This window comes from Evtepia sp., assembly GCF_034090835.1.
In the GTDB taxonomy this organism is placed as follows: domain Bacteria; phylum Bacillota; class Clostridia; order Oscillospirales; family Oscillospiraceae; genus Evtepia.
Genome location: NZ_JAXDRS010000009.1, coordinates 1 through 25,685, shown reverse-complemented (window position 1 = coordinate 25,685; position 25,685 = coordinate 1). Strand labels below are relative to the sequence as shown.

28 protein-coding genes, 2 tRNA genes, 1 pseudogene and 2 riboswitches are annotated in these 25,685 nt (G+C 59.1%); of the genes and pseudogenes, 8 read left to right on the top strand and 23 right to left on the bottom strand.

The window, feature by feature from the left end; translation table 11 throughout:
- The 3 genes and pseudogenes from SOR61_RS01525 to SOR61_RS01515 form a co-directional block, all read right to left on the bottom strand.
- Positions 1-138, bottom strand: a pseudogene (locus SOR61_RS01525) (tyrosine-type recombinase/integrase); the annotation flags it as partial.
- Positions 139-316: 178 nt separating this feature from the next.
- On the bottom strand, positions 317-517 hold the full coding sequence (locus tag SOR61_RS01520) for a cysteine-rich KTR domain-containing protein (RefSeq protein WP_320610934.1): 201 nt from the start codon (positions 515-517) through the stop codon (positions 317-319).
- A 147-nt stretch (positions 518-664) separates the two neighbouring features.
- On the bottom strand, positions 665-1,933 hold the full coding sequence (locus tag SOR61_RS01515) for an MATE family efflux transporter (RefSeq protein ID WP_407066489.1): 1,269 nt from the start codon (positions 1,931-1,933) through the stop codon (positions 665-667).
- 345 nt (positions 1,934-2,278) lie between these two features.
- On the opposite strand from SOR61_RS01515, the gene SOR61_RS01510 reads away from it, so the two are divergent.
- A complete protein-coding gene (locus SOR61_RS01510; protein ID WP_320610933.1) occupies positions 2,279-3,247 on the top strand; it encodes a peptidase dimerization domain-containing protein in 969 nt (322 codons plus the stop codon).
- Positions 3,248-3,374: 127 nt separating this feature from the next.
- Entirely contained in the window at positions 3,375-4,301 is a 927-nt protein-coding gene (locus SOR61_RS01505) for an FkbM family methyltransferase (protein WP_320610932.1), read from the top strand.
- Positions 4,302-4,374: 73 nt separating this feature from the next.
- On the opposite strand, the gene SOR61_RS01500 is transcribed toward SOR61_RS01505, so the two are convergent.
- The 16 genes from SOR61_RS01500 to SOR61_RS01425 all read right to left on the bottom strand — a co-directional run bounded on the left by SOR61_RS01500 (position 4,375) and on the right by SOR61_RS01425 (position 20,259).
- A complete protein-coding gene (locus tag SOR61_RS01500; RefSeq protein ID WP_320610931.1) occupies positions 4,375-5,190 on the bottom strand; it encodes a hydroxyethylthiazole kinase in 816 nt (271 codons plus the stop codon).
- A gap of 68 nt (positions 5,191-5,258) precedes the next feature.
- A complete protein-coding gene (thiC, locus tag SOR61_RS01495) occupies positions 5,259-6,572 on the bottom strand; it encodes a phosphomethylpyrimidine synthase ThiC (protein ID WP_320610930.1) in 1,314 nt (437 codons plus the stop codon).
- Between the two features lie 70 nt (positions 6,573-6,642).
- Positions 6,643-6,760: riboswitch (TPP riboswitch) on the bottom strand.
- Between the two features lie 6 nt (positions 6,761-6,766).
- Complete coding sequence (locus SOR61_RS01490) at positions 6,767-7,378, bottom strand: nucleotidyltransferase family protein (RefSeq protein WP_320610929.1); 612 nt, start codon at positions 7,376-7,378, stop codon at positions 6,767-6,769.
- The gene (locus tag SOR61_RS01485; RefSeq protein ID WP_320610928.1) at positions 7,375-9,657 is read right to left on the bottom strand and encodes a molybdopterin cofactor-binding domain-containing protein; all 2,283 of its coding nucleotides are present in this window, start codon (positions 9,655-9,657) and stop codon (positions 7,375-7,377) included. Before SOR61_RS01485 ends, SOR61_RS01490 begins: the two co-directional genes overlap by 4 nt.
- Positions 9,658-9,809: 152 nt before the next feature.
- Positions 9,810-10,121: a hypothetical protein gene (locus SOR61_RS01480; RefSeq protein WP_320610927.1), complete on the bottom strand. Its 312-nt coding sequence runs from the start codon at positions 10,119-10,121 to the stop codon at positions 9,810-9,812.
- 133 nt (positions 10,122-10,254) lie between these two features.
- Positions 10,255-10,722 carry a (2Fe-2S)-binding protein gene (locus tag SOR61_RS01475; protein ID WP_320610926.1) on the bottom strand — a complete coding sequence of 156 codons (468 nt, stop codon included), beginning with the start codon at positions 10,720-10,722 and terminating at the stop codon, positions 10,255-10,257.
- Between the two features lie 2 nt (positions 10,723-10,724).
- On the bottom strand, positions 10,725-11,519 hold the full coding sequence (locus SOR61_RS01470) for an FAD binding domain-containing protein (protein WP_320610925.1): 795 nt from the start codon (positions 11,517-11,519) through the stop codon (positions 10,725-10,727).
- 169 nt (positions 11,520-11,688) lie between these two features.
- Positions 11,689-12,468 (bottom strand): ABC transporter ATP-binding protein, encoded by a 780-nt coding sequence (locus SOR61_RS01465; RefSeq protein ID WP_320610924.1) that lies wholly within the window; start codon positions 12,466-12,468, stop codon positions 11,689-11,691.
- Positions 12,443-13,468, bottom strand: a complete 1,026-nt coding sequence (locus SOR61_RS01460; RefSeq protein WP_320610923.1) for an iron ABC transporter permease — start codon at positions 13,466-13,468, stop codon at positions 12,443-12,445. Before SOR61_RS01460 ends, SOR61_RS01465 begins: the two co-directional genes overlap by 26 nt.
- A gap of 27 nt (positions 13,469-13,495) precedes the next feature.
- Positions 13,496-14,551, bottom strand: a complete 1,056-nt coding sequence (locus tag SOR61_RS01455) for an ABC transporter substrate-binding protein (protein WP_320610922.1) — start codon at positions 14,549-14,551, stop codon at positions 13,496-13,498.
- A 60-nt stretch (positions 14,552-14,611) separates the two neighbouring features.
- A complete protein-coding gene (locus SOR61_RS01450) occupies positions 14,612-15,457 on the bottom strand; it encodes a nucleoside-triphosphatase (RefSeq protein WP_320610921.1) in 846 nt (281 codons plus the stop codon).
- Positions 15,458-15,582: 125 nt separating this feature from the next.
- On the bottom strand, positions 15,583-17,487 hold the full coding sequence (locus tag SOR61_RS01445) for a heavy metal translocating P-type ATPase (protein ID WP_320610920.1): 1,905 nt from the start codon (positions 17,485-17,487) through the stop codon (positions 15,583-15,585).
- Positions 17,488-17,508: 21 nt separating this feature from the next.
- On the bottom strand, positions 17,509-17,727 hold the full coding sequence (locus SOR61_RS01440; protein WP_320610919.1) for a cation transporter: 219 nt from the start codon (positions 17,725-17,727) through the stop codon (positions 17,509-17,511).
- A 43-nt stretch (positions 17,728-17,770) separates the two neighbouring features.
- Complete coding sequence (locus tag SOR61_RS01435; protein WP_320610918.1) at positions 17,771-18,133, bottom strand: metalloregulator ArsR/SmtB family transcription factor; 363 nt, start codon at positions 18,131-18,133, stop codon at positions 17,771-17,773.
- Positions 18,134-18,256: 123 nt separating this feature from the next.
- Positions 18,257-18,760, bottom strand: coding sequence for a hypothetical protein (locus SOR61_RS01430; RefSeq protein ID WP_320610917.1), 504 nt, complete (start codon positions 18,758-18,760; stop codon positions 18,257-18,259).
- A 146-nt stretch (positions 18,761-18,906) separates the two neighbouring features.
- On the bottom strand, positions 18,907-20,259 hold the full coding sequence (locus SOR61_RS01425) for an MATE family efflux transporter (protein ID WP_320610935.1): 1,353 nt from the start codon (positions 20,257-20,259) through the stop codon (positions 18,907-18,909).
- A gap of 182 nt (positions 20,260-20,441) precedes the next feature.
- Positions 20,442-20,517: riboswitch (Fluoride riboswitch) on the top strand.
- A gap of 53 nt (positions 20,518-20,570) precedes the next feature.
- Here SOR61_RS01425 and SOR61_RS01420 point away from each other — a divergent pair.
- Positions 20,571-21,779 carry a cation:proton antiporter gene (locus tag SOR61_RS01420; protein WP_320610916.1) on the top strand — a complete coding sequence of 403 codons (1,209 nt, stop codon included), beginning with the start codon at positions 20,571-20,573 and terminating at the stop codon, positions 21,777-21,779.
- Positions 21,776-21,985: a hypothetical protein gene (locus SOR61_RS01415; RefSeq protein ID WP_320610915.1), complete on the top strand. Its 210-nt coding sequence runs from the start codon at positions 21,776-21,778 to the stop codon at positions 21,983-21,985. Before SOR61_RS01420 ends, SOR61_RS01415 begins: the two co-directional genes overlap by 4 nt.
- Positions 21,986-22,044: 59 nt before the next feature.
- Here SOR61_RS01415 and SOR61_RS01410 read toward each other — a convergent pair whose 3' ends face one another.
- The 4 genes from SOR61_RS01410 to SOR61_RS01395 form a co-directional block, all read right to left on the bottom strand.
- Positions 22,045-22,713, bottom strand: a complete 669-nt coding sequence (locus SOR61_RS01410) for a manganese catalase family protein (RefSeq protein WP_320610914.1) — start codon at positions 22,711-22,713, stop codon at positions 22,045-22,047.
- Positions 22,710-23,399: a response regulator transcription factor gene (locus SOR61_RS01405; protein ID WP_320610913.1), complete on the bottom strand. Its 690-nt coding sequence runs from the start codon at positions 23,397-23,399 to the stop codon at positions 22,710-22,712. Before SOR61_RS01405 ends, SOR61_RS01410 begins: the two co-directional genes overlap by 4 nt.
- 129 nt (positions 23,400-23,528) lie before the next feature.
- Positions 23,529-23,620 (bottom strand) — tRNA-Ser (locus SOR61_RS01400).
- 22 nt (positions 23,621-23,642) lie between these two features.
- Positions 23,643-23,729: transfer RNA gene (locus SOR61_RS01395), tRNA-Ser, on the bottom strand.
- 78 nt (positions 23,730-23,807) lie between these two features.
- Here SOR61_RS01395 and SOR61_RS01390 point away from each other — a divergent pair.
- The 4 genes from SOR61_RS01390 to SOR61_RS01375 all read left to right on the top strand — a co-directional run bounded on the left by SOR61_RS01390 (position 23,808) and on the right by SOR61_RS01375 (position 25,561).
- On the top strand, positions 23,808-24,095 hold the full coding sequence (locus tag SOR61_RS01390; RefSeq protein ID WP_320610912.1) for a hypothetical protein: 288 nt from the start codon (positions 23,808-23,810) through the stop codon (positions 24,093-24,095).
- The gene (locus SOR61_RS01385) at positions 24,080-24,349 is read left to right on the top strand and encodes a DUF6514 family protein (protein WP_320610911.1); all 270 of its coding nucleotides are present in this window, start codon (positions 24,080-24,082) and stop codon (positions 24,347-24,349) included. Before SOR61_RS01390 ends, SOR61_RS01385 begins: the two co-directional genes overlap by 16 nt.
- 85 nt (positions 24,350-24,434) lie before the next feature.
- Positions 24,435-24,845: a hypothetical protein gene (locus SOR61_RS01380; protein ID WP_320610910.1), complete on the top strand. Its 411-nt coding sequence runs from the start codon at positions 24,435-24,437 to the stop codon at positions 24,843-24,845.
- A gap of 110 nt (positions 24,846-24,955) precedes the next feature.
- On the top strand, positions 24,956-25,561 hold the full coding sequence (locus SOR61_RS01375; RefSeq protein WP_320610909.1) for a phosphatase PAP2 family protein: 606 nt from the start codon (positions 24,956-24,958) through the stop codon (positions 25,559-25,561).
- The last annotated feature ends 124 nt before the right edge of the window (positions 25,562-25,685 follow it).

Sequence of the window (25,685 nt, the reverse complement as noted above, 5' to 3'; positions counted from 1 at the left end):
CTCAAAGTCAATATCTCTGTCCGTTAGTCCGCACAACTCGGAGATACGAAGCCCTGTACCAAGCAGAATGATAAGTTCATCATAATACTTGTAATAGACCTTATCGCTTTTCACAAAGGAAAGCAGCTTTTCTTCCTGCATACCTCCTTTGATACCGCCGTGTTTTCATAGGTTATGATTGATTTTAAGCCTCCGCTTCTTTATTCAAGCAGGATAAAAACGGCGGTCATATATAACTTGTATATTGCAACTTTTGCATTAGTTAATTTCTCCTTAATATAAAATGAGCCGGCAATTACAGTTCTATAACTGTGAATCACCGGCTCTGTGTCTTTGCATCTGGCTCTTTGATAACTGATACATTAAATTGTTTCACATTGATTAGTGTTTCCTGCTTGCATTTCGGACAGAATAGAGGGAAGTTTTTCAACTCCGTATCTTTTCTGATTTGCAATCGTGTTTTATTCTTGCAAACAGGGCAGAGTAACCATTGTCGTTCATCGTTTTTATAATTCATTTCATACAACTGCCTATTCTATAATAGGGTTTATTATTGCAAGTAATCGCTTTATCTTTGATGTTATCCAACACTTGCTTTATACTATATTTTCTTTTCAGAACTATTATCTGATCTGTTTTTTTACGGTAGCAAATTTATTAGCGATTATAATTGTTGTCTTAGTGTCTTGAATTCATGCAACATCATAAAGGTAATAATCAGTGATAGAAATCCATCAATTGCAAAAGAACCATAATATATGGCCGATATTCCAAATATTTTTGGTAAGATAATCATTAGAGGGATATACAGAATTAGTTGTCGTCCGATTCCAATTAGCATCGCCGGCTTCGGCTTTTTAATTGCGGGCCAAAATGTCATTGCTGTCAAAACAATACAAAGCAATGGCACGATGCTTATTATAAATCTGAAGTAACTAATGCTTTCTATTCCAAAAGAGGCATCCGGCATCATCATACGAATAATTTCATTGGGAAACAATACGGAAGGAAGCCACATAAGCAAGACTAATACAAATGCGACAAATGAAAAGATTTTATAAAAGCTAATTACTCGATTGTATTGTTTAGCACCATAGTTTATGCCAACAGCGGGTTGCAATGCCCGCATTAGTCCATAAATTGGTGTCATCAATAGGTTCATAATTCGAAAGGCAATTCCGTAAAAAGCCACATCTGACGTTGACCCATAGCTATTGAGAGCTTTAAGAATAATTATCCCCTGAATCACTGTCATAACAGACAGTATAAATGAAGGCATCCCAAGTGATACTATTTCTTTTATTACTTCTTTATCGTAGTATAATTTGTATTCATTAGTTTCAAAACTTGTGTGTCCTGTTTTGCAATATAGAAAGAACAAAATAACATAGACAAACATAGCAATATTTGTTCCCCATGCAGCACCTTCTACACCCATATTTAAGATGGCCATTAGTATATAATTAGCTATAATATTTACAATCATACCTATGCCCATCATCAGAGCAGCCATTTTCATTTTTCCTTCAGCTCTAACAATCATGTTATAGGCTAATCCCGCAATCCACAATAAAGATCCTATCAACGTGATTTTGAAATAGCTGCTTCCATATAAAAGTTCCTGCCCACTCGCTCCCATAATTTTAAGTAACGGATTCAAGAATAAAAATCCCAAAGCCATCGCAATGACTGTAAAAATTAACATAACAGAATTCGCATTACCTAATAGACGTTTCTGAACTTGTGTGTTATTTTCTCCAATTAAAATACTTAAATAGGATCCTGCACCAACGCCCACAAGAGATCCTAACCCAAGCGGAATCTGTGTCAGTGGAGACACAATTGAGACTCCGGCAAACGCTGTTTCTCCTACATATCTACCGATAAAAAACATATCGCAGATTGTATTTAATCCATACAAAAACATTGCAATGACTGCAGGAAATGAAAGCTTTATTTATAAGATTGCTCCAAATATCGAACCCGTCAATATGAATAATTTCACCATGATAAGAGCTAATTGCTTCTCTTTCAACCGCATGCGAAGGAACAATTCGCGAATAAGCAAAGCAACATGCACATCCTATAAATACGATTACCGTTACAACAGCAGCAGCAGTAACTATCTTGATTTTTCTTTTGCGAATTTTCATTATCAAAATTTCCACTCACAATTATTTTGCTGAGTTTGATATAGTTTTGAAAATAATCCATTATAGGCAAGCAATTCTTTACTTTTTCCTTCCTCTATCACTTTCCCCTGATCCAATACTATAATATGGTCTGCATTAAGAATGGTACGCAGTCTATTGACTCCGAGGCGGAAGGGGTCTTTACGGTGAGCTGCGCCGGGGGCAACACCACCACCTGCATCCTGCCGGTGGCCCGGGTTCCCTTTGCGGGCGTGGGCCTGGTGCTCACCGTGGGCGGCCTCACCGGCGGCCATTCCGGCGCAGAGATCCACAAGGGCCGGGCCAACGCCAATATGCTCCTGGGCCGGGTGCTCCAGCAGGTGGCCCAGAAGACTGCCCTGCGGATCGGGAAGGTGGAAGGCGGCCTCAAGGACAACGCCATCCCCGTGGAGAGCCGGGCGCAGATCGCAGTGGCCGACGGCGCTGCCGCCCAGGAAGCCATCCAGGCCATGGACGCCATTTTGAAAAATGAGTACCGGGTGACCGACCCCGGCCTGTTTGTGAAGGCAGAGCCTCTGCCCCAGGGAGAAGCCCCTATGGACCAGGCGGGGACCGACAAGGTGATCTGTATGCTCACCTGCCTGCCCAACGGCATCTACGCCATGAGCGCGGAGATTCCCGGCCTGGTGCAGACCTCCCTGAACCTGGGCATCCTGGTGACCGAAGGGGACGCAGTCCGGGCTTCCTTCAGCGTGCACAGCTCGGTGGATTCCCAGAAGCAGATGCTGAAAGATCGGATCGCCTGCCTCATGACCCAGCTGGGCGGCCGGACGGAGTTTGCCGGTGAGTACACCGGTTGGCAGTACCAGGAGGAATCCCCTCTGCGGGACCTGATGGTAGAAGTCTTCCGGGAGCAGTACGGCAAGGACCCCAAGATCGAGGCCATTCACGCCGGGCTGGAATGCGGCCTGTTCGCAGGCGAGATGCCCGGCCTGGACTGTGTGTCCATCGGGCCGGACCTTCTGGAGATCCACACCCCCAGAGAACGGCTGAGCATCTCCTCGGTGGAGCGGCTCTATACCTTCCTGGTGGAAGTGCTGAAGCGGTCGAAGTAAAAGATAGGAAACCAACAGCGCAGCGCCCCGTGGGACTTTGTCCCACGGGGCGCTTTTGTAGTTGGGGGCGTTTTTTCCGGTCATACTTTTCCCGCCCGGGGATATAGTGAACCAGGAGGGTGATGCCATGAACGGAATTGACCGGCGCTTTTATGAACTGGTGGGGGAGATCAAGCTCCTCAGCGAAAAGGAGCTGTACCATCGCATCCGCAGAGGGTTCGAGGGGATCCCCAAGGAGATCCAGCGCAGCTGTATGAACTTCTTCAACCAGTTTCTCTACTGGGGGAAGCTGGACGTGGAGAATGGGATTTATGAGGAGATCGAGGAGAAGGGCAAGGCCCTTTCCCAGCATCTGGACGACTTTGTGTGGCTGTACCAGCGGCTGGAGGACTATCGGTCCAAGAAAACCCTGTACGCAGTGCTCAGCAACTGGTACCGGTACGACTTTACCACCACGGCTTCTGCCTGTGAGAATCTCTTCGACCCCTATTTTGACCTGGACCTGGTGACCTGTACCAAGGACGAGGTGGTGGTGGACCTGGGGGCATACACCGGGGATACGGTGCTGTCCTATCTGGACAACTACGGGGAGGACTGCTATAAAAAGATCATCTGCTATGAAGTGACCCCGGAGACCTTCGGCATCCTCACCCGGAATCTGGAGGGCTATCGGGACATTGACTGCCGGATGAAAGGGGTTGGGGACGTTCCCGGCACCTTGACCTTACAGGGAAACAGCGTCTCTGCCTCCGCCAACACCCTGGGCGATGGCGAGGGGACGACGGTTACGGTGACCACCCTGGACGAGGATATCCCGGAGCCGGTGACCCTCATCAAGGCAGACATTGAAGGCTTTGAGCAGAAGGCCCTGCTGGGGGCCAGGGGACATATCGTCCGGGACCATCCCAAGCTCCTCTTTTCTGTCTACCATAACAACGAGGACCTGTGGAAGATCCCCCGGATGATCCAGGAGATGGCCCCGGGATACCGGTTTTATCTGCGTTACCGGAGTTCTCCCATCTATCCCACGGAAATAACCCTTCTGGCGCTGTAAGAGCACAAAATCCCCATCCCTGCCCTTATCACCAAGGGCAGGGATGGGGATTGCTGCTTTGCGGGAGTGCGGGTCAGAGGGAGCCCAGTTTCAGGCCGGACTCCAGGGTGTCGTCGTCCAGGGCAAAGACCCCGTCGACGATGCCGTCGGCAAACTGGGTGATGCTGCCGTGCTTCTGAAAACCCTTGGCAGAGAACTCGCTGGCCAGACCCAGAACGGCTGCCCCGGCCACGGCGCTGGGGAAAGGCTCTTCCTTGGACAGGAAGGCGGCAGCCAGGGCACCCTGGACACAGCCGGAGCCAGGGACGTAGGACAGCAGGTGGCTGCCGTTGCGCACGGCCACCGTGCGGCTTCCGTCAGAGATCAGGTCCACCTTGCCGGAGAGCAGGACCACCGTGCGCAGGGCAACGGCCGCCTGTCTGGCGGTGTCAGCGTCGGCTTCCAGGGTGCTGCGCTCCCCGGTCTCCCCCTGGGGGGCGGGAGCAGGCAGCCCGGCCAGGGCACGGAGTTCTTCAGCGGTGCCCTTCACCAGGGCGGGGGCCATGCCCTCCATCAGCCGGCGGGCGAAGGACAGACGCAGCTGGCTGTGCTCCGCCTCCATAAGGTCCAGCAGCCAGGGGACCCCTGCCTGCTTGGCAGCGGCCACGGCGATCTGCATAGCCTCCATGCGGCCCTCGGTGAGAGAGCCCAGGCTCAGGTAGAGGGCGCCGGCGGAAGCGGTGATCTCTCCCACTTCGCCGGGGTGCTCCGCCAGAACGGGCTTACCGCCCAGGGCGGAGATGGCGTTGGCGCAGTCCCGCAGGTAGACGGGGCTGGTCAGACAGAGGATCAGAGGGGCATCCATGCGAATTTGCCGGCGCAGGTCTGACAGCCAGTTTTTTGTGGTCATAGGTTTTCGCTCCTAACTGATGTTGATTTTGATTCGGGCCCTCCGGCCCGGACGTGGCGCAGAGCCTGTCACTGTTCGGTGCAGAACGCCACGGTCTTTCCTTCCAGGATCAGGTTGGTGGTGCGCACAGCGCACATCTTGCCGCACATGGAGCAGGTGTGCCGGTCGGCCGGCGGTGTGCTCTCAAAATAAGCCCGGGCCTTGTCCGGGTCCACGGCGATCTGGAACATTTCCTCCCAGTCCACCTTGTGGCGGGCTTCCGCCATCTTGTTGTCCAGGTCCCGGGCGTGGGGGACTCCCTTGGCAATGTCGGCGGCGTGGGCGGCGATCCGGGCAGCCATGATCCCCTCCTTCACGTCGGCTGCGTCGGGCAGGCGCAGGTGCTCCGCCGGGGTGACGTAGCACAGGAAGTCGGCCCCGCTGGCCGCAGCGATGGCCCCGCCGATGGCGGAGGTGATGTGGTCGTAGCCGGGGAAGATGTCAGTGACCAGAGGACCCAGCACATAGAAGGGGGCCTCGTGGCAGATCCGCTTTTCCAGCTTCATGTTGGCGGCGATCTCGTTCATGGCCATGTGGCCGGGCCCTTCGATCATCACCTGCACGTCCTTTTCCCAGGCCCTCTTGGTGAGGGCGCCCAGCTCGATGAGCTCAGCGATCTGACCGGCGTCGGTGCTGTCGTCGATGCAGCCCGGCCGCAGGGCGTCGCCCAGGCTGATGGTCACGTCAAACTCCCGGAGGATGTCCAGCACGTCGTCGAAGTATTCGTAGAAGGGATTTTCGTTGCCGGTCATCTCCATCCAGGCAAAGAGGAGGGAACCGCCCCGGGAGACGATGTTCATCTTCCGTTTGTCCCGCTTAAAGGCCTCCACCGCCCGGCGGTTGATGCCGGCGTGGATGGTCATGAAGTCCACACCCTCTTCCGCGTGGGCCCGGACTACCTTGAGGAAGTCCTGGGCGGTGATCTCCAGAAGGTCCTTCTCCAGGTAGCCGATGGCGTCGTACATGGGGACGGTGCCGATCATAGCCGGAGACATCTCCACCAGCTGCTGGCGGAAGGTGTTGGTCTTGCCGTAGTTGGACAGATCCATAATGGCTTCCGCCCCGAACTTCAGGGCCATGCGGACCTTGTCCAGCTCTGCCTCATAGTCGCTGGCATCCCCGGAGATGCCCAGGTTCACGTTGATTTTGGTGCGCAATCCTTTGCCGATGCCCTCAGGACAGAGGGCGGTGTGGCGGACGTTGGCCGGGATGGCGATCTGGCCCAGAGCCACCAGGGCGCGGATCTGTTCCGGGTCCGTGTACTCCTTCCGGGCGACGGTCTGCATCTCCGGTGTGATGATGCCTTTTTTGGCAGCTTCCATTTGCGTGTGATATGTTCTCATGGATAGAACCCCCCAAGTAATAAAAATAACGGCTGCCTGTGCGAAGCATCCACCCAGACAACCGTTTACTTGGATCAGATAAACAATTCCCTACGTCGGCATTACCCGCATCAGGTTCGTGGCCGAAGCCACAGGGTCGAAACCGTTGTTTCCTCTCAGCCGCCGTTGCAGCTCCCCTATTGAGAGGGATTGTATCACTGGGAAAGCGGGTTGTCAAGACAGGGAGATCCTTCCAGGGCTGACCAGTCTTGGGGGGTGTCGATGTCCCGCCCTTCTTCTGGGCTGGCGGCGGGAACCAGCAGACAGGGATTCTGCCGGAGGACTACCCGGCCGCCCTGATCCCCCTGGAGGGCATGGAGCGCCGGGGCCAGACTGGCAGAGAACAGGGTGGGGTTTCCCGGCTGGCCGTCCCAGCTGACGCAGGCCGCAGTGACGCCGGGCCGGGCGGCGTCCAGCAGCCGGGTGAGGGTCTCCTCTGAGAGAAAGGGCTGGTCTGCTACGGCAAAGACCAGAAAATCCTCCGGGGCCAGGGGGGGCAGGGTGGAAAGCCCTGCCTTTATGGTGTAGGACAGGCCCAGGGGGCTCTGGGGGCTTTCCACCCCGACAAGGCCCTTCTTTCTTACGGTGTCAAGAATCTCCTGGTACTGGGAGACCACCCGCAGGGTGCAGTGGGTCCGCTGGGCGCAGACCTTCTCCAGAACGGTCAGTCCGTGGAGAAAGAGGGGAAGACCCCGGAAGGGGGCCAGCAGTTTGTTGGCCCCGAACCGACGGCTGCTGCCTGCCGCCAGATAGAGCAGATGGATCACGGCTGGCCGGTTCCCAGCAGCACCCGCTCAGGGGTCATGGGGAGTTCCCGGTGCCAGACGCCGGTGGCCCGATAGACCGCGTGGGCCAGAGCGGGGGAGGGGGTGTTGATGACGATCTCCCCAATGGACTTGGCCCCGAAGGGGCCGGTCTCCTCGTAGCTGGGGGCGAAGGAGACGTGGAGCTTGCCCATGTCCAGGCGGGTGGGGAGTTTATAGTGCATGAGGGAGTTTTCCTGGATCTCCCCGTCGGCGGTGTAGGTGACGTTTTCATAGAGGGCCATGCCGATGCCCTGGACGATGCCGCCCTCGGCCTGGACTTTGGCCAAGTTGGGGTTGATGGGGGTGCCGCAGTCTACCACGGCGGTGTAGTCCAACACTTCCACGCCGCCGGTCTCCTTGTCCACCTCCACTTCTACCATGCCTACCATGAAGGGCGGGGGAGAGACGGGGGAGGTGTGGGTGTAGGTGGCCTGGACGGCGGTGCCGTTGCCGCACATGGACTTGGTGGCGATCTCCGCCAGGGAGACGCTGCCGGTGCCATCCAGCTTGCTGACCCCTTCCCCGGAGAAGCTCACCTGGTCGGGGGTGGTGTTCAGAAGCTCTGCGCCGATCTGGCAGATCTTCTCCCGCAGCTGGAGGCAGGCGTTTTCCACTGCCTTGCCGGTGACGTAGGTGGTGGAGGAGGCGTAGGAGCCGGAGTCATAGGGGGAGGCGTCGGAGTCCGCCCCAAAGACCGCGATGTTATCCAGGCTGCACTCCATGCACTCGGCCATGATCTGGGCCAGGATGGTGTCGCAGCCGGTGCCCATGTCGGCAGCGCCGATGGAGAGGTTATAGAACCCTTCGTCGCTGAGCTTGACCGTGGCGGAGCCTACGTCGATGCCGGAGATGCCGGAACCCTGCATGGCCATGGCCACCCCGGCGGCCCGGACCTTTCCGTTGCCCATGTCCCGGACCGGGTACTTTTCCTCCCAGCGGAAGGTTTCCTTGCACTGGGCCATGCACCGGTCCAGGGCGCAGGCGGAGGCGGGCTCGTGGAAGTAGGCGGGCATGATCTGGCCCTCCCGGACCATGTTCTTTTCCCGCAGGGCCACCGGGTCCAGCCCCAGCCGCTCGGCCAGCTCGTTCACGGCGGACTCCACAGCAAAGATACCCTGGGTGGCGCCGTAGCCCCGGTAAGCACCCGCTGCCTGGACGTTGGTGTACACCACGTCGCAGGAGAACCGGAAGGCCTCCAGGTTGTTGGTGTAGAGGGGGATGGACTTATGGCCGGAGAGGCCTACGGTGGTGGGACCGTGCTCTCCATACGCTCCGGTGTTGGAGAGGGTGTAGACCTCCAGTGCCCGGATGGTGCCGTCCTTCATGGCGCCCAGCTTGACCTTGACCTCCATCTCGTGCCGGGGAGAGCCGGCGATGAGGGACTCCTTCCGGGAGTAGATGATCTGGGCGGGGCGGCCGGTCTTCCAGGTGACAAAGGCGGGGTAGAGTTCGGCGACCACCGTCTGCTTGGCCCCAAAGCCGCCGCCGATCCGGGGCTTCTCCACGTGGATCTTGGACTTGGGGATGTTCAGGGCGTTGGCCAGGATGCGCCGCACATGGAAGACGATCTGGGTGGAGCTCACCACGTGGAGACGGCCGTAGGGGTCCATCTCCGTGTAGGTGCGGAAGGTCTCCATCATGGCCTGCTGGCAGGCCTTGGTGTGCCAGGTGTGCTCCACGATCTCTTCGCACTGAGAAAAGACCCCTTCCAGATCCCCCTCCTCGCTGGCGCAGAGGTTCCGGTGCTGGTCGGCGCCCACCGGGCACAGAGACCGCCAGGAGTCCTCCGGGTGGACCAGGATGGGGTTGTCCTTGGCGGTGCGGAAGTCCAGCACAGGTTCCAACACCTCGTAGGTGATCTTGATCTTTTTTAAGGCATCGTCCACGGCGCGCTCGGTCTCTCCGGCCACGATGGCGGCGGCGTCGCCCACAAACCGCATCCGGCGGTCCAGGATGAGCCGGTCATAGGGGCTGGGCTCGGGGTAGGTCTGCCCGGCGTTGGTGAAGCGGTTCTGGGGTACGTCTTCGTAGGTGTATACCCCTACGATCCCGGGTACCGCCCTGGCCTCGCCTGCGTCCACCGACTGGATGAGGGCGTGGGCGTGGGGGCTGCGCAGGACCTTGACCACCAGACAGTGCCTGGAGGTGAGGTCATCCACGTAAGCGGGCTTTCCCAGCAGCAAGCCCATGGCGTCCTTTTTCCGCAGGGGCTGCCCTACGGTTTTGTAGTTCTGTTTCATGTGTCTGCTCCCTTCTGGCAGAGGGCCCCGGCGGAGCTCTCCTGGTTCAGAGAATACAAATCATACTATTATACCATAAAGACCCGGCGCAGGGGAAGGAGAAAAAAAACCTGCCGGAAGGGATTACGGCAGGGGGAAGAGGACAGAAAAATTTATTTGGCCGCCCGGGTCCGGTAAGCTGCGGCGCAGACCAGCAGGATGGCGGCGAAGAGCACAGAGGCGCCCACAGGCAGCGCCATGGTAGCCTTGGCCATGGTCAAGTAGGTGGTGAGGTAGGACTGGAATGCCTCCTGGGGCAGGCCCATTTGCAGTCCCAAGACCACCGGCACGGCCACAAAGCGGGCCAGCAGGCCCAGGACCTCAGCCACAACCACCCACAGGATCAGCTGGGGGACGGGTTTCTTTCGGGCCAGGATCAAGACCAGGACAGGAGGACCAAAAAGAAGGACCAAACTCAGTGCCATAGGATTCACTCCTTCCGGAAATGTGAATGAAATTTACGGAGAAAGGGTGTATCGCTCTGTCTATATTTTACCATTTGAAATGGGTTTGGTCAAGAAAACTATTCTGCTGTATGATACTTTTTAAAAAGTATGGTCAGTCCTGGGCCGCCTGGTCCCGGCTGTCCAGGTAGGCCCGAATCCCCCGGAGCTGGCCCTCGTAGCCGGAGCAGCGGCAGAGGTTGCCTGCCAGGTACTGGCGGATCTCCTCGTCGGTGGGGTTGGGGTTCTCCCGGAGCAGGGCGATGGTGTTCATCACATAGCCGGGGTTGCAGAAGCCGCACTGCTCAGCGCCCTGGTCTGCGATGAAGCCCACAAAAGCGGCAGCTTCCTCCTGCAGCCCTTCCAGGGTGGTGACCTTACGACCCTCAGCCCGGGCGGCCAGGAGACTGCAGGAGAGGACGGGGACATCGTCCATGAGAACGGTGCACAGACCGCAGTTGGAGGTTTCGCAGCCCCGCTTTACGCTGAGGCAGCCCTGGCCCCGGAAAAAATCCAGCAGCAGGGTGTCCGGGGCGATGGTCCCCACGGTGGGGACGCCGTTGAGGGTGAGATGCAGTTCCATGGTTATCCTTCCTCCTTCCAGCGCAGCAGGCCCCGGCGCACCAGCACCGGGCAGATGGCCTGCCGGTAAGCGGCCTTGGCCCGGAGATTGTTGCCGAACTTGGCCCGCTTGGCGATGTCCTCCCCGAAGGCCTGGGCGGTTTCGGGGGTGATGCCCTGGGCCAGCAGGCCCTCTTCGTCCAGGAAGAGTTCAGCCCGGTTGGGTCGGGCGCCGATGGCGCAGCGGACGGCTTCCCCCGGGCGCCGGACCAGAGCGCAGGTGAGGGTGGGGAAGTCGGTGGACTGGTTCCGCTGGGCCAGGTAGGACACCTGGGCAGGGGCCTTGGGCAGGTGGACCTGGACCAGAATGTCCCGCTGGGGGGGCAGGGACAGAAACTCTTCCAGGGAGAGGACCCCGCGGTGGTAGAGCTCCACCTTGGCGTCCAGGGCCAGGAAGAGGGTGATAAGGTCAGAGAACCCGAAGCGGCCGAAGAGACTGCCGCCGATGGTGGCCAGGTTGCGGAACTGGACCCCTACAATGGGTTTTACGCAGGTTTCCATGGCCCCTTGGGTGAGGGCAGCCAGACCGGGGTGGGTCTCCAGCTGGCGCAGGGTGACCATAGCCCCGATCTGGAAGGCATCGTCGGTCTCCTGAATGGTGTCCAGCCCCAGGTCAGACAGGTCGATGGCGGTGGTGACGGCGCGGTTTTGCAGTTTCAGCCAGAGCATCCCTCCCAGGACCACGCTCTTTTTATCCTGGCAGAGGGTATAGGCTTCTTCCAGGCTCTTGGCCCGGACGTACTGTTGGATGGTCAGCATACGGACATCCTCCGTGATGGATGAAATTTTCTGCCCCAGGCAGAAGAAGGCCCCGAACCGGCGGGACGGGGCAGCGAGATTGGGTCCAGTATACCATAGCTCCCGGAAGAAAGGAACGGCTTTCCGCAAAAAACCCCGTTCTTTCCCGGGAAGAAGGAGAGAACGGGGGTCAGGGCAGGTAGGGAAGCAGGCAGCCGGTCTCCCGGTCTTTCAAAAGGCGCAGGGTGGGGTAGAGCCGTCGGAGGAAGGCTTCCGCCTGGGAAAGGGTGGCCTCCGGCACCGAGAGAGAGGGGGAGAGGCCGCCTTCTTCCAGCAGGACGATCCGGCTGCACCAGCGCAGAGCCAGCCCCGGGTCGTGGAGGACCAGCAGGGCCCCCTTTTCCTCCTGGGTGATCAGGCGGCGCAGCTGCTGAAAGACCAGGTGGGTGTGGGCATAGTCCAGGGCGCTGTTGGGTTCGTCCAGCAGCAGGACCGAGGCGTTCTGCACCACCGAGCGGGCCAGGTACACCAGCTGCCGCTGGCCTTCGCTGAGCTGGGCGCAGTCGGTGTCCAGCAGGGGCTCGATCCCAAAGCGCCGGGCGGCGTCCCGGACCTGGTGGGACAGCTGTCTGGGCCGGGGGCGGAAGGGGTTTCGGGCGGCGTAGCTGCCCATGGCGATGAGTTCCCCGGCGGTGAAACCGGGGAGCAGGGCGGTGCGCTGGGGGAGCAGGGAGAGGAGCCTGGCCCTCTGCCGGTCCCGCAGGCCCAGCAGGGAGACGCCGCGGATGGCGGCCTTCCCTCGGATCAGGGGAGCGCTTCCGGTCAGGCCCCGGAGCAGGGTGGTTTTCCCGCTGCCGTTGCGGCCCAGCAGGCCCACGATCTCTCCGGCCTCCACAGAGAAGGAGAGATTCGTGACCACCGGGGCCTCATAGCCCACGGTCAGGTCAGTTACGGTCATCAAGGGTTCCATAGATCGCCTTCCTTTTTCGGCAGAGCAGCCCGGCCAGCAGAGGCACGGAGAAGAAGATGGTGAAGATACTTAAGGGGAGTTCCGCTCCCGGGGAGAGGCTGCGGGCCAACAGGTCGGCGGCCAGCAGCAGACAGCCCCCCACCAGGGCGCATAAGGGGAGGTACCCCCTGCTGCGGGACCGGAGGAGCAGATAGGCGATGTGGGGGGCGATGAGCCCGGCGAAGGCGATCACCCCGGTGACCGACACCAGCGCAGCCACCATCAGGGTGGTAAGGGTGAGCAGCATCCCCCGCCAGAAGCCGGGAGAAAGGCCCAGACTGCGGGCGTCCTCGTCCCCCAAAGAGAGCAGGGTGATCTCCCGGCGCAGCAGCAGGAGCAGGACCAGAGGGATGCCCACCGCCGGGGCCAGGAGCAGAAGCTTTTGGGCCGTGGCGGAGGCCAGGCTCCCCATGGTCCAGAACTCAATGGCGGCCAGCTCATGCTCCGGGTCGGCCATGCGCTTGAGGCACATGAGCACAGCTTCCGCCGCCGAAGACACCAGAATACCGGCCAGGATGTAGGTGCCGGTTTCGTCCAGACGGGTGGCCCGCACCAGCAGCAGCACCAGAACCAGAGACAGCATCCCCAGAAGGAAGGCCCCCGCCATGATGGCCAGGGCGCTGCCCGCCCCCAGCACAATGGCGCAGGCGGCCCCCAGAGAGGCCCCGGAGGCGACGCCTGTGAGGTCGGGGGAGGCCAGGGGGTCGCGGAAGAGCAGCTGGTACACGCCGCCTCCCAGCCCCAGGCCCAGCCCGGCCAGCAGGCCAATGAGGGAGCGGGGGAGACGGAGAGTCCAAAAGACCCGGGCCTCCATGGTCCCCGGGGCCTCTCCCCGGAGGATCTGGGCGATCTGGGAAAGGGAAAGGGGAAAGCTCCCCACGCAAACCGAGGCAGCCCATAGACCGAGACAGAGCAGCAGGGTGAGAACAAGGACGGTCATTTGGCGGGCAGAAGGTTTCATGGCGCTTTCCCCTTTTGGGTGTGAGAATTATTGGGTGATGAGAGCGGCGTCCAGGGTGAAGCCGTAGAAGGTCTTGTAGAAGTCCTGAGCATCCTTGGTGAAGTCCTGGAAGGGATAGCGGTCAGGATGCAGAACGCTGGTGAGCCACAGGGCCCCCAGAATACCGGAGGGAATGGGGGAGTCCCACTCTTCAATGCCCTGGGGCATCTGGTATACGGCCTGGTTCTTCACAGCGGGCAGATCCTTGAGCTGGGGGTCGTTCAGAATGTCCTGAACCGTGTAGGAAGCCCCGGCGGGCAGGATCATCACGTCCGGAGCCATGGCCAGCAGGGATTCATAGGAGACCTCCGTCCAGTAATCCCCCTCCAGCTGGGCAGCGGCGTTGGTTCCTCCGGCCAACTGAATGAGGCTGGCCTGGTACATGGTGTCCGGCGCAGTCTCCAGATAGGAGGAGTTGCTGGCCATGTAGACGCTGGGCTTTTCTGCGTCCCGGGTCCAGTCCTCCATGCGCTTGGTCTGCTGGTGGTAGTAGTCCAGCAGGGCCTGGGCCTTCTCCTCTGCGCCGCAGGCTTTGCCGATGAGGGTGAGCATCTCTTCCAGGCTCTCCTGGTTTTCCGGGTTCACGATAAGGACCGGGATGCCCAGCTGGGTGAGGGCGTCGGCGTAGTCCATGAGCTTCTTGGGCATGAGCACCAGGTCAGGCTCCAGGGCGGCGGCGGCCTCCACGTTGAACTCTTTCAGGGTACCCACCTGGTCCTTGGTGAGCAGGTCGGGGGCGGCCATTTCATAGATGGGGCGGGTATCCGCCTTCTTTTCCAGGCCCACCACCCGGTCCGACAGACCCAGGGCTATGGTGGCGTAGGTGGTGATGTAGTAGCAGCTTACCAGCCGCTGGGCGGGGGCATCCAGCTTGACCTCCCGGCCGGCCTGGTCGGTGAGGACGATGGCGGTCTGCTGCGCAGCGTCGGGCTGATCGGCGGCAGGCTGGTTGCTGCTTCCGCAGGCAGACAGGAGCAGAGACAGGGTCAGGGCCAGGACCAGCGCCAGGGCGGTGCTCCGCTGCCGGAGAGAATGGGGCATCATGGGGAAATCCTCCTTTTTTTCATTTGGCGGACGTTATTCTATCACGAGAATAACGATTTGTCAAAAGGATGGGAAAAGATCGGTCATGGCCTGTTGGGCGGCCTCTTCCGCCCGGGACAGCACGGCCTGATACCGGCGCAGCAGGTCCTCTCCCTCTCGGGTGAGGGCGGAGCCGCCGCCCCGGCTTCCCCCCGACTGACGCACCAGAAGGGGAAAGCCCCACCGGGTCTCCAGCTGGCCCATGAGTTTCCAGGCTTTGGAGTAGGCCATGCCCATGTGCGCTGCGGCCTGGTGGAGGGAACCGGTGCGCCGGACCCCTTCCAGCAGGGCCATGGGCCCGGGACCGAAGGATTTTTCCCCCTGATACAGCCGGAGGGTAAGGCCAAGGGAGAGGGGCGGGGTGTCGTCCCCCAGAGCCCGCAGCAGGGACAGGCGGGCGTCCAGCAGGGGCGTGACGTCCAGGTCCACCACCAGAGCGCCGGGGGTCTCCCGCAGATGGTTCAGGTGGGGCAGATCCTCTTTCTTTACCACCACCACGGCGGCTTTGGGGCTGGCCAGCACCTGAGAGACGGCGGAGAGAAAGGCAGGGCAGGTTTGCTCAAACCGGCCCACCTCGTCCAGCAAAAGCGTGGGGGCGGGACCGGTGAGGGCTTCCGTCACAGCCTGCGTACCCAGACCCTCAAAGGTTTCAGGGATGCCCTGGATGCGTCCCTCGGCCAGCCGGGAGATGGGCGCCGTCTCCCCACTGGGGAGGGCCCGCAGGGCGAAGAGGGGCCCCACGGGGGTTTGCTCTGTGAGGAAGGTCTCGTACCCGGCCCAGGGCTGGGGCAGGCGGGAAAGGACCCAGCGGGCCAGGGTGGATTTCCCGCTGCCGGGTTTTCCGGTGAGGATGAGTTTGGGTCCCATGGGAGGGCCTCCTTTCGGTCCGGGATGTTTTCTTCCTTATTATAAAGGGAAGGGGAACAAGAGACAAGGACAAAAGGAGCGGACCGGGTGTTCCGGTCCGCTCCTTGGTGACGGGAGGAAAAGGGTCAGGTCTTGGATGCCCGCAGGGCCCGCATGGCGTTGAGAATGGCGATCACGGCCACCCCTACGTCGGCGAACACCGCGGCCCACATGGAGGCCATGCCCAGGGCGCCCAGCACCAGCACCACAGCCTTGACCCCCAGGGCAAACCAGATGTTCTGGTGGACGATCCGCAGGGTTTTGCGGGCGATGCCCATGGCGCAGGAGATGCCGGGGAGCTTGTCGTCCATGAGGACGATGTCGGCGGCCTCGATGGCAGCGTCGGAGCCCAGAGCCCCCATGGCGATGCCGATGTCCGCCCGGGTGAGCACCGGGGCGTCGTTGATGCCGTCCCCCACAAAGACCAGCTTTCCTTTGGGAGAGGTCTGGGCCAGGAGGGTTTCGGTGAGGGTGACCTTATCCTGGGGCAGAAGCTGGGCATGGAAGGAATCCACCCCCAGAGCCTGGGCCACCGGGGCGGCGGCCTCCTGGGTGTCTCCGGTGAGCATGACCACCTGCTTGACGCCGCTTGCTTTCAGGGAGGAAATGGCCTCCCTGGCCCCGGGCTTGGGCAGGTCGGAGATGGCGATGCACCCGGCGTACTGGCCGTTCATGGCCACGTGGACCAGGGTCCCCGTAAGGGGGAGGGGCGGCAGGGGGATGGACTGCTGCTCCATCAGACGGTGGTTGCCCACCAGCACCGGGACCCCGTCCACCAGCACCTGAACGCCCAGACCGGGCAGCTCTTCCGGCTGGGAGACCCGGGCCGGGTCCAGGGGTGCGTGGCAGGCGGCCCGGAGGGACTGGGCGATGGGATGGTCAGACCAGTGCTCCGCCAGGGCGGCGGCGGTGAGAAGTTTTTCCCGGTCCAGGCCGGGCAGAACAGGCTGGACCTGGGTCACGGTAAAGGCCCCCTGGGTGAGGGTGCCGGTCTTGTCAAAGAGGACGGTCTCGGCGTAGGCCAGACCTTCCAGGTCACAGCTGCCTTTCACCAGGATGCCGTGCCTGCTGGCCCCGCCGATGCCCCCGAAGAAGCTCAGGGGGACGGAGATCACCAGGGCGCAGGGGCAGGAGATCACCAGGAAGATGAGGGCGCGGTGGAGCCAGTCGCTCCACAGGGTCCCGGCCAGGAAGCCGGGGAGGGAGGCCGCCGGGAGAAAGGCCAGCAGCAGGGTAGGGGCCAGGAAGAGGATGGCAGCGGCAATCACCACGCAGGGGGTGTAGTACCGGGCGAAGCGGGTGATGAACTGTTCGCTCCGGGCCTTTTTCTCGCTGGCGTTTTCCACCAGGTCCAGGATACGGGCTACGGTGGACTCCGCAAAGGGCTTGGTGACCTGGAGGCGCAGCAGGCCCTTCTGGTTGATGCAGCCGCTGAGGACGGTGTCCCCGGGACCGGCGTCCCGGGGGAGAGATTCCCCGGTGAGGGCAGCGGTGTCCAGGGTGGATTGTCCTTCCAGAACGGTACCGTCCAGAGGGACCCGCTCGCCGGGCTTTACCAGGATGACCGCCCCAACCGGGACATCCTCCGGGTCCATGGCTTCCACGGAGCCGTCAGGCTGCTCTACGTTGGCCTCGTCCGGGCGCAGGTCCATGAGGGCGGCGATGGACTGGCGGGACTTGCCCACGGCGTAGTCCTGGAACCACTCGCCCAGCTGGTAGAAGAGCATCACGAAGACGGCCTCGGCGTACTCGGTGGTGAAGAAGGCTCCTATGGTGGCCAGGGCCATGAGGAAGTTTTCGTCAAAGACCTGGCCTCGCAGGATGGTCCGGCCGGCCTTCCACAGCACATCCCAGCCCACAATGGCGTAGGGGATGAGGTAGCCCACGAAGGGCAGGCCCAGAGGGGGCAGCCGGGACACCAGCAGCAGGAGCAGGGCGGCCAGGGCGATCCGGACCAGACGTTTTTTCATCTTGGGGGTGAGGGAACCCATGGGATAACCTCCTTTTCCCGGTTACCGCTGGATGGAGCAGTCCGGGTCGACTTTCTTGCAGGCGGCAGCCACCTGATCCATGATGGCCTCAAAGCGGGCCTCATCGGCCTCGATGGTGAGTTTCTGGGTCATGAAGCTGACGGTGGCGTCCTGCACGCCGTCGATCTTGCGGATGGCAGTTTCCATTTTGGCGGCGCAGTTGGCGCAGTCCAGGTCGATCATACGGAACCGTTTTTTCATAGCAAAGTACCTCCATAGTGCATAGGATTCCAACAGGAACGGATCATTCGTGGACGTGTTCCAGTCCCTGGTCGATGATGGTTTTCACGTGGTCGTCGGCCAGGGAGTAAAAGACGGTTTTCCCCTCCCGGCGGGAGGTGACCAGCCGGGTGTTTTTCAGCAGACGCAGCTGGTGGGAAATGGCGGACTGGGAGAGGCCCAGCAGGGCGGCAATGTCGCAGACGCACAGCTCGGAGGCGAACAGGGCGTAGAGGATGCGCATGCGGGTGGAGTCGCCAAAGACGTGGAAGAGTTCGGTGAGGTCGTAGAGGGTGTCCTCGTCGGGCATCTCCCGCCGGACCTGATCCACCAGTTGGTCGTGGACTCGGGTGACGTCGCAGCAGGGGGCGGTGCGGGGATCATCCATAGAATCATCTCCTAACGTATGAGCATTTGTTCATATGTTCATTATATGCTGCTTTCTGCATTTGTCAAGAGGGAAAAAGAAACAGGCAGACACCAAGGTGTCTGCCTGCGGTTTGGATCGTATTTAACTGTCATAGGTAAAGAGATACAGGGTGGACTGCTGGCAGTCATAGAGCCCCACAGTGATATTGTGGGAGGAATCGTCCAGCAGAAGGTCGTCGGCGGTGGTGTTGTGGAGACGGTCCAGGAAGAAGGAATACCCTTCTTCCACGGCTGGGATGGCCTTGCCTTCCGGCCAGACTCCCCCGTAAGTTACGCCGTCTTTTTCCCCGCCGGATAGAAAGAGCACCAGCGTTTCCCCCATTGGAAGGGGTTTCCAACGGGCATCCTGGGCCAGGTTCTTCTCCAGGGACTTTCCTGAGGAGGGGCTGAAGGTCAGCTGTCCCAGAAAGATGCCGTCGCCATGGAAGCCGCCGTGGTTGTCCTCCCATTGGGTCTGGACTGGCCGGGGCAGGTCAGTGTCCAGCAGTTTGGAGGCCTGGTAGCGGGGGGAGAGCATGGTGACCACAACGCAGAACACCAGCAGAAGCACGGCCCCGGCAGATAAGAGGATGGGAAACTTTTTCATCAGGAAGGGGACCTCCTTTCCAAAGGAATTGTCAGGATGTCTCGTCCTTTTCTTTATTATATTGGAAACGCTGCGATCTGTCAACGAAGAGGGAAAAGAAACAGGCAGACACCAAGGTGTCTGCCTGCATTGCTGGGCAAAGGGATTCAGTGTTTCTTCTGCTCCCGGAGGGGGGCCAGGGTGCGGTTCATCCAGAAGTAAACGGCCACGCAGATGATCACCGACAGGGTAGACCCTGCGGGAGAGGCCAGACCCATGGGGAAGAGGGTATCGGGGAAGTGGGTAGCGGCCAGATAGGACAGGGGGATGCGGAGGCAGAGGGTGGCGATAAAGTTATGGATGAAGGAGAGCAGGGACAGGCCGTAGGCGCAGAAGTAGCCGCTGAAGCAGAAGTGGATGCCGGCGAAGATGCAGTCCCAGACATAGCCGTGCATATACTGTCCGCCCAGAAGGATGGTTTCCGGGTTGTTGGTAAAGAGGGAAACGGCAGGGGCACCCAGGAACTGCATGGCCACGGCGATGACAGCGCCGAAAGAGACGGCGATCATGATGGCGTAGCGCATGGTCTGACGGGCCCGGTCGTGGCGCTCCGCGCCGATGTTCTGGGCACAGAGGGCGGAGACGGCGGAGAGCATGGAGGAAGGCACCAGGAAGAGAACGCTGATGATTTTCTCCACGATGCCCACGGCAGCGGCGTCGTTGATGCCCCGGCGGTTGGCAAAGACGGTGATAATCAGGAAGGAGATCTGGATAAGGCTGTCCTGGACCGCCACGGGGATGCCCACTTTCAGAATATTGCCCAGGACAGCGCCGTTGGGGCGGAAGTCTCTGGGGAGGATGGCAGGGAGAAGCTGCCGCTTGCGGATGACAGCCAGGGAGACCAGCACGCTGATGGTCTGGGAGAGGGTGGTGCCCAGGGCGGCGCCCACCGTATCCAGATGGAAGAAGCCGATGAAAAGATAGTCCAGGGCGATGTTGGCGGTGCAGGCGATGGCGATGAAATACATGGGGCTTTTGGAGTCGCCCATGCCCCGGAAGATGGAGCTGATGATATTGTAGGCGGTGATAAAGGGAATGCCAATAAAACAGATGGTGAGGTAGCGCACGGTACCGTCCACGGCTTCGGAAGGGGTGGACATCACAGCGGTGATGGGCCGTACGGCCAAAAGCAGGACGATGGTGCAGGCCACGGACAGGAGCATAAAGAGGGTGATGGTGTTGCCGATGGCCCGGCTGGCCTGCCGGAGGTCTTTGCCGCCCACGGCGCGGGCGATCATGACCGTGGAGCCCATGGCCAGGCCTACGATGGTGACGGTGAGCATATGCATCACCTGGCTGCCGATGGAGACGGCGGTGGTGCTGTCCAGGCCGTTGAACTGGCCGATGATAAAGAGGTCGGCCATGCCGTATAAGGTTTGGAGAAAGTAGGAGAGCAGGTAGGGAAGGGAGAAGTAGACGATGGTTTTGAATACGCTGCCGGTGGTGAGGTCTCTTTTCATAGACAAATTCGGGTCCTTTCCTGAGAAAAGTCGATTAATTTTATTATACTGTCTCTCACCCGGGCAGCGTCAAGAGGAAATTGGAAATTTTCCGGAGAAATGGGGTATTTTGTTGGGGAGCAGGGAGCAGGGCGGGGCGGGGAGGAAAAACGGGGTTTACAACGGAGAGAAAATCCGGTACAATACCCCCAGGGAATGAAGTTCTCCCTTGGGAAAAACCCTAAACCGCTTTGGTAAGCTGATGACTTCTGTGATCATTCGTGACGCAGAAAGCATCGGCTTTTTTGCGCACAAAGGGAGGAAGAAAAAAGATGTTGACCTCATTGGCCCTTGTTTTCCTGGTGGGACTGGCCCTGGCGGCGGTCTGCCAGCTGCTGCACATTCCACGGATCCTGGGGATGCTGGCCACCGGCGTTCTGCTGGGCCCCTACGTTCTCAACTGGCTGGACCCGTCCATTCTCTCGGTGTCCGGGGATTTGCGGGAAATGGCCCTCATTATCATTTTGCTGAAGGCGGGCTTCTCCCTGGACCTGGCCGACCTGAAACGGGTAGGCCGTCCGGCGGTGATGCTGTCTTTTGTGCCGGCCACCTTTGAGATGGCGGGCTATGTGCTGCTGGCCCCAGCCCTTCTGGGGATCACCCGGCTGGAAGCGGCAGTGCTGGGGGCTGTGCTGGCGGCGGTGTCCCCGGCGGTGGTGGTGCCCCGGATGGTGCAGCTCATGGAGACCGGCTACGGCACCAACCGGAGCATCCCGCAAATGATCATGGCGGGGGCGTCCTGCGACGATATTTATGTCATTGTGGTCTTTACCACCTTTGCGGGTATGGCCCAGGGGGGCGCCGCCCACGCAGGAGACTTTTTGGCCATCCCGGTTTCCATTGTGCTGGGAGTGGTTGGCGGCACCGTGGTGGGGCTGCTGCTCAGCCGGTTCTTTGAGACGGCCTATGCCAGAAAGCACTATGTACGAAACAGCACCAAGGTGGTGGTGATTCTGGGCCTGTCCTTCCTGCTGGTGGCGGTGGAGACCTGGCTGGAGGGCCGGGTGCCCTTCTCCGGCCTGCTGGCGGTGGTGAGCATGGCCTGCGCCCTGAAGAGTAAGAGCACGGCCTTTGTTTCCAAGCGCCTGGCGGAGAAACTGGGCAAGCTCTGGATCGCCGCAGAGGTCATCCTGTTTGTGCTGGTGGGCGCGGCGGTGGATATCCGCTATGCCGCCGGGGCAGGGGCTGCGGCGGTGGCTATGATCTTCCTGGCGCTGGTGTTCCGCGGGGCAGGCGTCACGGTGTGCATGACGGGGACCCCGCTCTCCAAAAAGGAGCGGCTCTTCTGTGTGCTGGCCTACCTGCCCAAAGCCACCGTGCAGGCGGCCATTGGCTCGGTGCCCCTGGCCATGGGCCTGCCCTGCGGCAATCTGGTGCTCACTGTGGCGGTGGTGGCCATTGTGATCACCGCGCCTCTGGGTGCTTTTGCCATGGACGCCACCTATAAGAAGCTCCTGACCCGGGAGAAACCGGTGGAATGAAGGAGATCTATTTGAAAGGAGCGGAGGTGTTTGGGATCAAAACCAAGGTTTTTCTGGCTCTGTTTCTCGTGTTTTTCGTCCTTACGTTGGTGGGCGCGGGATATGTTCTGCAGCAGAAAGAGACCGTGAATGCAGGGTATGCCTGTGTCCCCATGGTCCTTGCGCTGGCGTTTGCCGCAGCCTGCCGAAACAGTAGAAAGAAATAGTGGGAAATAAACCCATCCCCCGGCTTTTTCAAAAGGCCGGGGGATGGGTTTGTTTTGGGTTACCGGTCGAAGGCAGGGTTGGTATAGTAGACGTTTTTGTGGTCCAGCTTTTCCCGCACCAGCTGCAGGGCGCTGCCGAACCGCTGGAAATGGACGATTTCCCGGGCCCGGAGGAAGCGGATCACGTCGGTGACGTCGGGGTCATCCACGGCCAGACGGAGGATGTTATCGTAGGTGACCCGGGCCTTCTGTTCGGCGGCCATGTCTTCGGTGAGATAGTCTTCCTTCAAAAGATGCTTTGCCGCTGCGGTGAGCCCACGGACCTTGTCCAGCACGGCGGCCTGCTGCGCGTAGTGAAGCGCGAGCAGAATACAGGCCGCTGCCAGGGTGAGGAAAAAGGACAGGGGCAGTGTGTGAAGATTGGGGAACAAGCTGTTCTCTACTGCGCTTGTGATCCCGTATTTCTCCATCCAGTTTCTTCCGGCCGCCCGGGCCTGTGCGTTCAGCTCTGTGGTGATGGCGGGGATGATTTCCCGTTCACAGTCGGGGTTGATAGAAACGGCCTTTGCACTGATAGCGCCGACAAGATCAATATAGTCTTGCTTCTGCCGCTGGAGATCGGACTGATAGCACCACCATTGAAGGCCCAGTAAGAGGAGCAGAACAGAGAGAAGCGCCAGCGTGCTTCGTTTAAACTGCGGATTGGAGGAAAGAAACCGTTGTTTCATTCGCTTTTCACCTCCGCATTCCATTGATACCCTGCGCCGCGTTTTGTGATGATGAGAGCGGGCACTTTGGGATCGTCCTCGATTTTTTCCCGCAGTCGCTTGATATAGACGGACAGGGTGTTTTCATCAAAAAAGCTGCCCTCGCTGCCCGATATGGCCTCCAGAATTTTTTCCCGCTTCATCACCTTCATGGGGTTTTGCATCATCATCACCAGAAGTTTATATTCCAGCGGCGTGAGAGAAAGCGCTTGCCTTGCCTTGGACGCAGTCATCTGCGACAGGTCCACCACGATATCTCGGCTGGACAGAAGGGATTTGCTCTTGTTTTGACTTGTGCGCAGCTGTACCTTGATCCTGGCGATCAGCTCCCGGACGCCGAAGGGTTTGGTGAGATAGTCGTTTGCCCCCAGCTCAAGGCCCATGACGACATTGACTTCTTCGTCCAGAGCGGTCAAAAAGATGATCGGTACCGGAGACTTTTGGCGAATTTCCTTACAGAGATCATAGCCGCTTCCATCCGGGAGGTTGACGTCCAGCAAGATTACATCGGGGATGGCGCCTTGCAGGGAGATGCGGGCCTGAGCAAGGGTTCTGGCTCGTTCTACCGTAAATCCTTCATCGGATAAAGAAAACTCCAACGCAGCGCCCAGGGACATATCATCTTCTACCAATAATATTTGACTCATGGTTCTCACCTGTGCCTTTCTGTAATGGCATGGTCTTCTTATCTGTTTCCGAGGAGGAGCCGTGAGACTGCTGGCTCCTAAATCTGGATACAGAAAAACGGCGTGACCGTATAGTCACGCCGTTTCTTATGGCGGAGAAGGAGGGATTTGAACCCTCGCGACGCTCAACACGCCCTACTCCCTTAGCAGGGGAGCCCCTTCGGCCTCTTGGGTACTTCTCCAGGTCCGAATAAAGAAAAAAGATGGCGGAGAGAGTGGGATTCGAACCCACGGCCCTTTCGGGTCACCGGTTTTCAAGACCGGCTCCTTAAACCGCTCGGACATCTCTCCGTGTCAGGAAATCCCGGTTAGATGCAAGAGGTATATTAGCACAAACGGAAGGCTTTGTCAACGGCCAGGGGAAAAGTTTTGAATAAAATCGGAACAAAGGCTGTGGGCAGGGAATGGAAAAAGGTGGAACTCCCGTCGGAAAACGGGCATTTGGGGTGGAACCTGGCAGAAGATTTCGACATTTGGGGCGGGGAGAAGAGGGGGAAGGCCGCTTTTTTGTACTGGTTTGGACGAATGGGGGAGAATCCGGTCGAAAGAGGGCGAACGAAATTCCTTTTCAAACCGGGGCTTTGCGATTACAATAAAACCAGAAAAGGTTACAAAATGAAATTTATTGGAGGAGAGATCCCATGCGTGAAATCTTGATCGGAGAAGCCGATCTGACGGAGGAAAGCGGACGAGCGCTGACCTGTCAGTATCGCATTCTGATCCGAACGCTGCCGGACCCCATGGATTGGGAGAGTTATGGGCTTCGGGTTGACCTTGTCCAGACAGGAGAGAGGATAGAGATTCTGGACATCACGGCCAGCTCTCGGCGGATCGAGGCGCTGGCGCAGCTTTTGATTCGGGGCGGGGTGACGCCGTGCACCGTGCGGGAGGTGATCGAGGACTGGCTGTAACCTGTGGTTTTCCCGCCATTTGTTCCCGGAAGAGAGGGCCCTGCATAAGCTGGGTCAAAGGCAAACTTTGATGGGAGGGTATGGTATGCGGGAGTTATCCAACCGGGTACAGTATTTTTTAGGGGCCAATTCGGCCGGGGGATTTGTGTCGCTGTATGATGAGTGGGTTACAGAAAGTGGGTTGCAGGCCTTTTATGTGCTCAAGGGAGGCGCGGGCTGCGGAAAGTCTACGCTTATGCGTGCGGTTGCCCGCCGGATGGAAGAAGAAGGTTACACGGTAGAGTACGTTCGCTGCTCAGGGGACCCGGATTCTCTGGACGGCATTTTTATTCCCGAAAAAGGGGCAGCGGTGGCGGACGGAACCTCACCCCACCGGCTGGACCCCACCTATCCAGGGGCGGTAGGGCATTACCTCAACCTGGGAGAAGGGTATGATCGCAAAGAACTCTTTTCCAGGCGGCAAGAGATCATTGGGGCAGTGCAGGCTTATTCTTAAGAAAGTGAGAAGAGAATGAAATTCCTATTAAAACAGTTGCGATCATCTTGCTCCTGTGCGGCTTTTTGTGATAGTATAACGATACAGGACAAGGGAAAGGAGTTGGTGCCATGAATCCATTGTCCATGGCGGAAATGAACGCACTCAACTGGATCGCAGAGTCCTTCCATAATGAATGGATGGATGTCATCATGCCCTTTATCTCATCCCTGGGTGACAAGGGGATGATTTGGATCCTCGTAGGGGTCATGCTCTTTTTGCTGGGCAAACAGGAGAAGGCCACCGGAGCGCAGGTGCTGCTGGCCCTGCTGCTGAGCCTGATTTTCTGCAACCTGATTTTGAAAAACGCAGTGGACCGCATCCGGCCCTGTGACCTGAACACGGCGGTGGACCTACTGGTGTCCCGCCCCAAGGACCCGTCCTTCCCCTCCGGACACACGTCGGCCTCCTTTGCCGCTGCTACGGTGCTGATGCTCTGCCACTCCAAGCTGCGCTGGCCCGCCGCCACCCTGGCGGTGCTCATGGGCTTTTCCCGGCTGTACCTGTATGTCCACTTCCCCAGCGACGTGCTGGTGGGGGCGGGGCTGGGCATTGCCTGCGGTGTGGCCTCCACCCGGATCTGGAAGAAATGGTTGGGGCAGCGCATTCTTCCCCCGAAAAAACCACATAACCAAAACAAAAAAACGCCGAACCCTGGCTCTGAACTGAACCAGTAAAAACGGACAATAGACAAAACGCCCCCTGATGTAGGAAAATGGAAGTACTACATCAGGGGGTATTATTATGGCGAGAAAATATGAAAAAGTAAAGGTACTTCTTCCTGTTGTCCAGCAACTGCAA

Excerpts from the sequence above, each read along its gene's own strand:
- SOR61_RS01430 (WP_320610917.1), bottom strand. The coding sequence starts at position 18,760 with ATGAAAAAGTTTCCCATCCTCTTATCTGCCGGGGCCGTGCTTCTGCTG.
- SOR61_RS01405 (WP_320610913.1), bottom strand. The coding sequence starts at position 23,399 with ATGAGTCAAATATTATTGGTAGAAGATGATATGTCCCTGGGCGCTGCG.
- SOR61_RS01505 (WP_320610932.1), top strand. The coding sequence starts at position 3,375 with ATGAACGGAATTGACCGGCGCTTTTATGAACTGGTGGGGGAGATCAAG.
- SOR61_RS01385 (WP_320610911.1), top strand. The coding sequence starts at position 24,080 with ATGCGTGAAATCTTGATCGGAGAAGCCGATCTGACGGAGGAAAGCGGA.
- SOR61_RS01485 (WP_320610928.1), bottom strand. The coding sequence starts at position 9,657 with ATGAAACAGAACTACAAAACCGTAGGGCAGCCCCTGCGGAAAAAGGAC.
- SOR61_RS01420 (WP_320610916.1), top strand. The coding sequence starts at position 20,571 with ATGTTGACCTCATTGGCCCTTGTTTTCCTGGTGGGACTGGCCCTGGCG.
- SOR61_RS01520 (WP_320610934.1), bottom strand. The coding sequence starts at position 517 with ATGAATTATAAAAACGATGAACGACAATGGTTACTCTGCCCTGTTTGC.
- SOR61_RS01425 (WP_320610935.1), bottom strand. The coding sequence starts at position 20,259 with ATGAAAAGAGACCTCACCACCGGCAGCGTATTCAAAACCATCGTCTAC.
- SOR61_RS01375 (WP_320610909.1), top strand. The coding sequence starts at position 24,956 with ATGAATCCATTGTCCATGGCGGAAATGAACGCACTCAACTGGATCGCA.
- SOR61_RS01475 (WP_320610926.1), bottom strand. The coding sequence starts at position 10,722 with ATGGAACTGCATCTCACCCTCAACGGCGTCCCCACCGTGGGGACCATC.
- SOR61_RS01470 (WP_320610925.1), bottom strand. The coding sequence starts at position 11,519 with ATGCTGACCATCCAACAGTACGTCCGGGCCAAGAGCCTGGAAGAAGCC.
- SOR61_RS01450 (WP_320610921.1), bottom strand. The coding sequence starts at position 15,457 with ATGGGACCCAAACTCATCCTCACCGGAAAACCCGGCAGCGGGAAATCC.
- SOR61_RS01415 (WP_320610915.1), top strand. The coding sequence starts at position 21,776 with ATGAAGGAGATCTATTTGAAAGGAGCGGAGGTGTTTGGGATCAAAACC.
- SOR61_RS01500 (WP_320610931.1), bottom strand. The coding sequence starts at position 5,190 with ATGACCACAAAAAACTGGCTGTCAGACCTGCGCCGGCAAATTCGCATG.
- SOR61_RS01460 (WP_320610923.1), bottom strand. The coding sequence starts at position 13,468 with ATGAAACCTTCTGCCCGCCAAATGACCGTCCTTGTTCTCACCCTGCTG.
- SOR61_RS01465 (WP_320610924.1), bottom strand. The coding sequence starts at position 12,468 with ATGGAACCCTTGATGACCGTAACTGACCTGACCGTGGGCTATGAGGCC.
- SOR61_RS01510 (WP_320610933.1), top strand. The coding sequence starts at position 2,279 with ATGGTCTGCATTAAGAATGGTACGCAGTCTATTGACTCCGAGGCGGAA.
- SOR61_RS01440 (WP_320610919.1), bottom strand. The coding sequence starts at position 17,727 with ATGAAAAAACGGTTCCGTATGATCGACCTGGACTGCGCCAACTGCGCC.
- SOR61_RS01435 (WP_320610918.1), bottom strand. The coding sequence starts at position 18,133 with ATGGATGATCCCCGCACCGCCCCCTGCTGCGACGTCACCCGAGTCCAC.
- thiC (WP_320610930.1), bottom strand. The coding sequence starts at position 6,572 with ATGAGAACATATCACACGCAAATGGAAGCTGCCAAAAAAGGCATCATC.
- SOR61_RS01445 (WP_320610920.1), bottom strand. The coding sequence starts at position 17,487 with ATGGGTTCCCTCACCCCCAAGATGAAAAAACGTCTGGTCCGGATCGCC.
- SOR61_RS01480 (WP_320610927.1), bottom strand. The coding sequence starts at position 10,121 with ATGGCACTGAGTTTGGTCCTTCTTTTTGGTCCTCCTGTCCTGGTCTTG.
- SOR61_RS01455 (WP_320610922.1), bottom strand. The coding sequence starts at position 14,551 with ATGATGCCCCATTCTCTCCGGCAGCGGAGCACCGCCCTGGCGCTGGTC.
- SOR61_RS01410 (WP_320610914.1), bottom strand. The coding sequence starts at position 22,713 with ATGAAACAACGGTTTCTTTCCTCCAATCCGCAGTTTAAACGAAGCACG.
- SOR61_RS01380 (WP_320610910.1), top strand. The coding sequence starts at position 24,435 with ATGCGGGAGTTATCCAACCGGGTACAGTATTTTTTAGGGGCCAATTCG.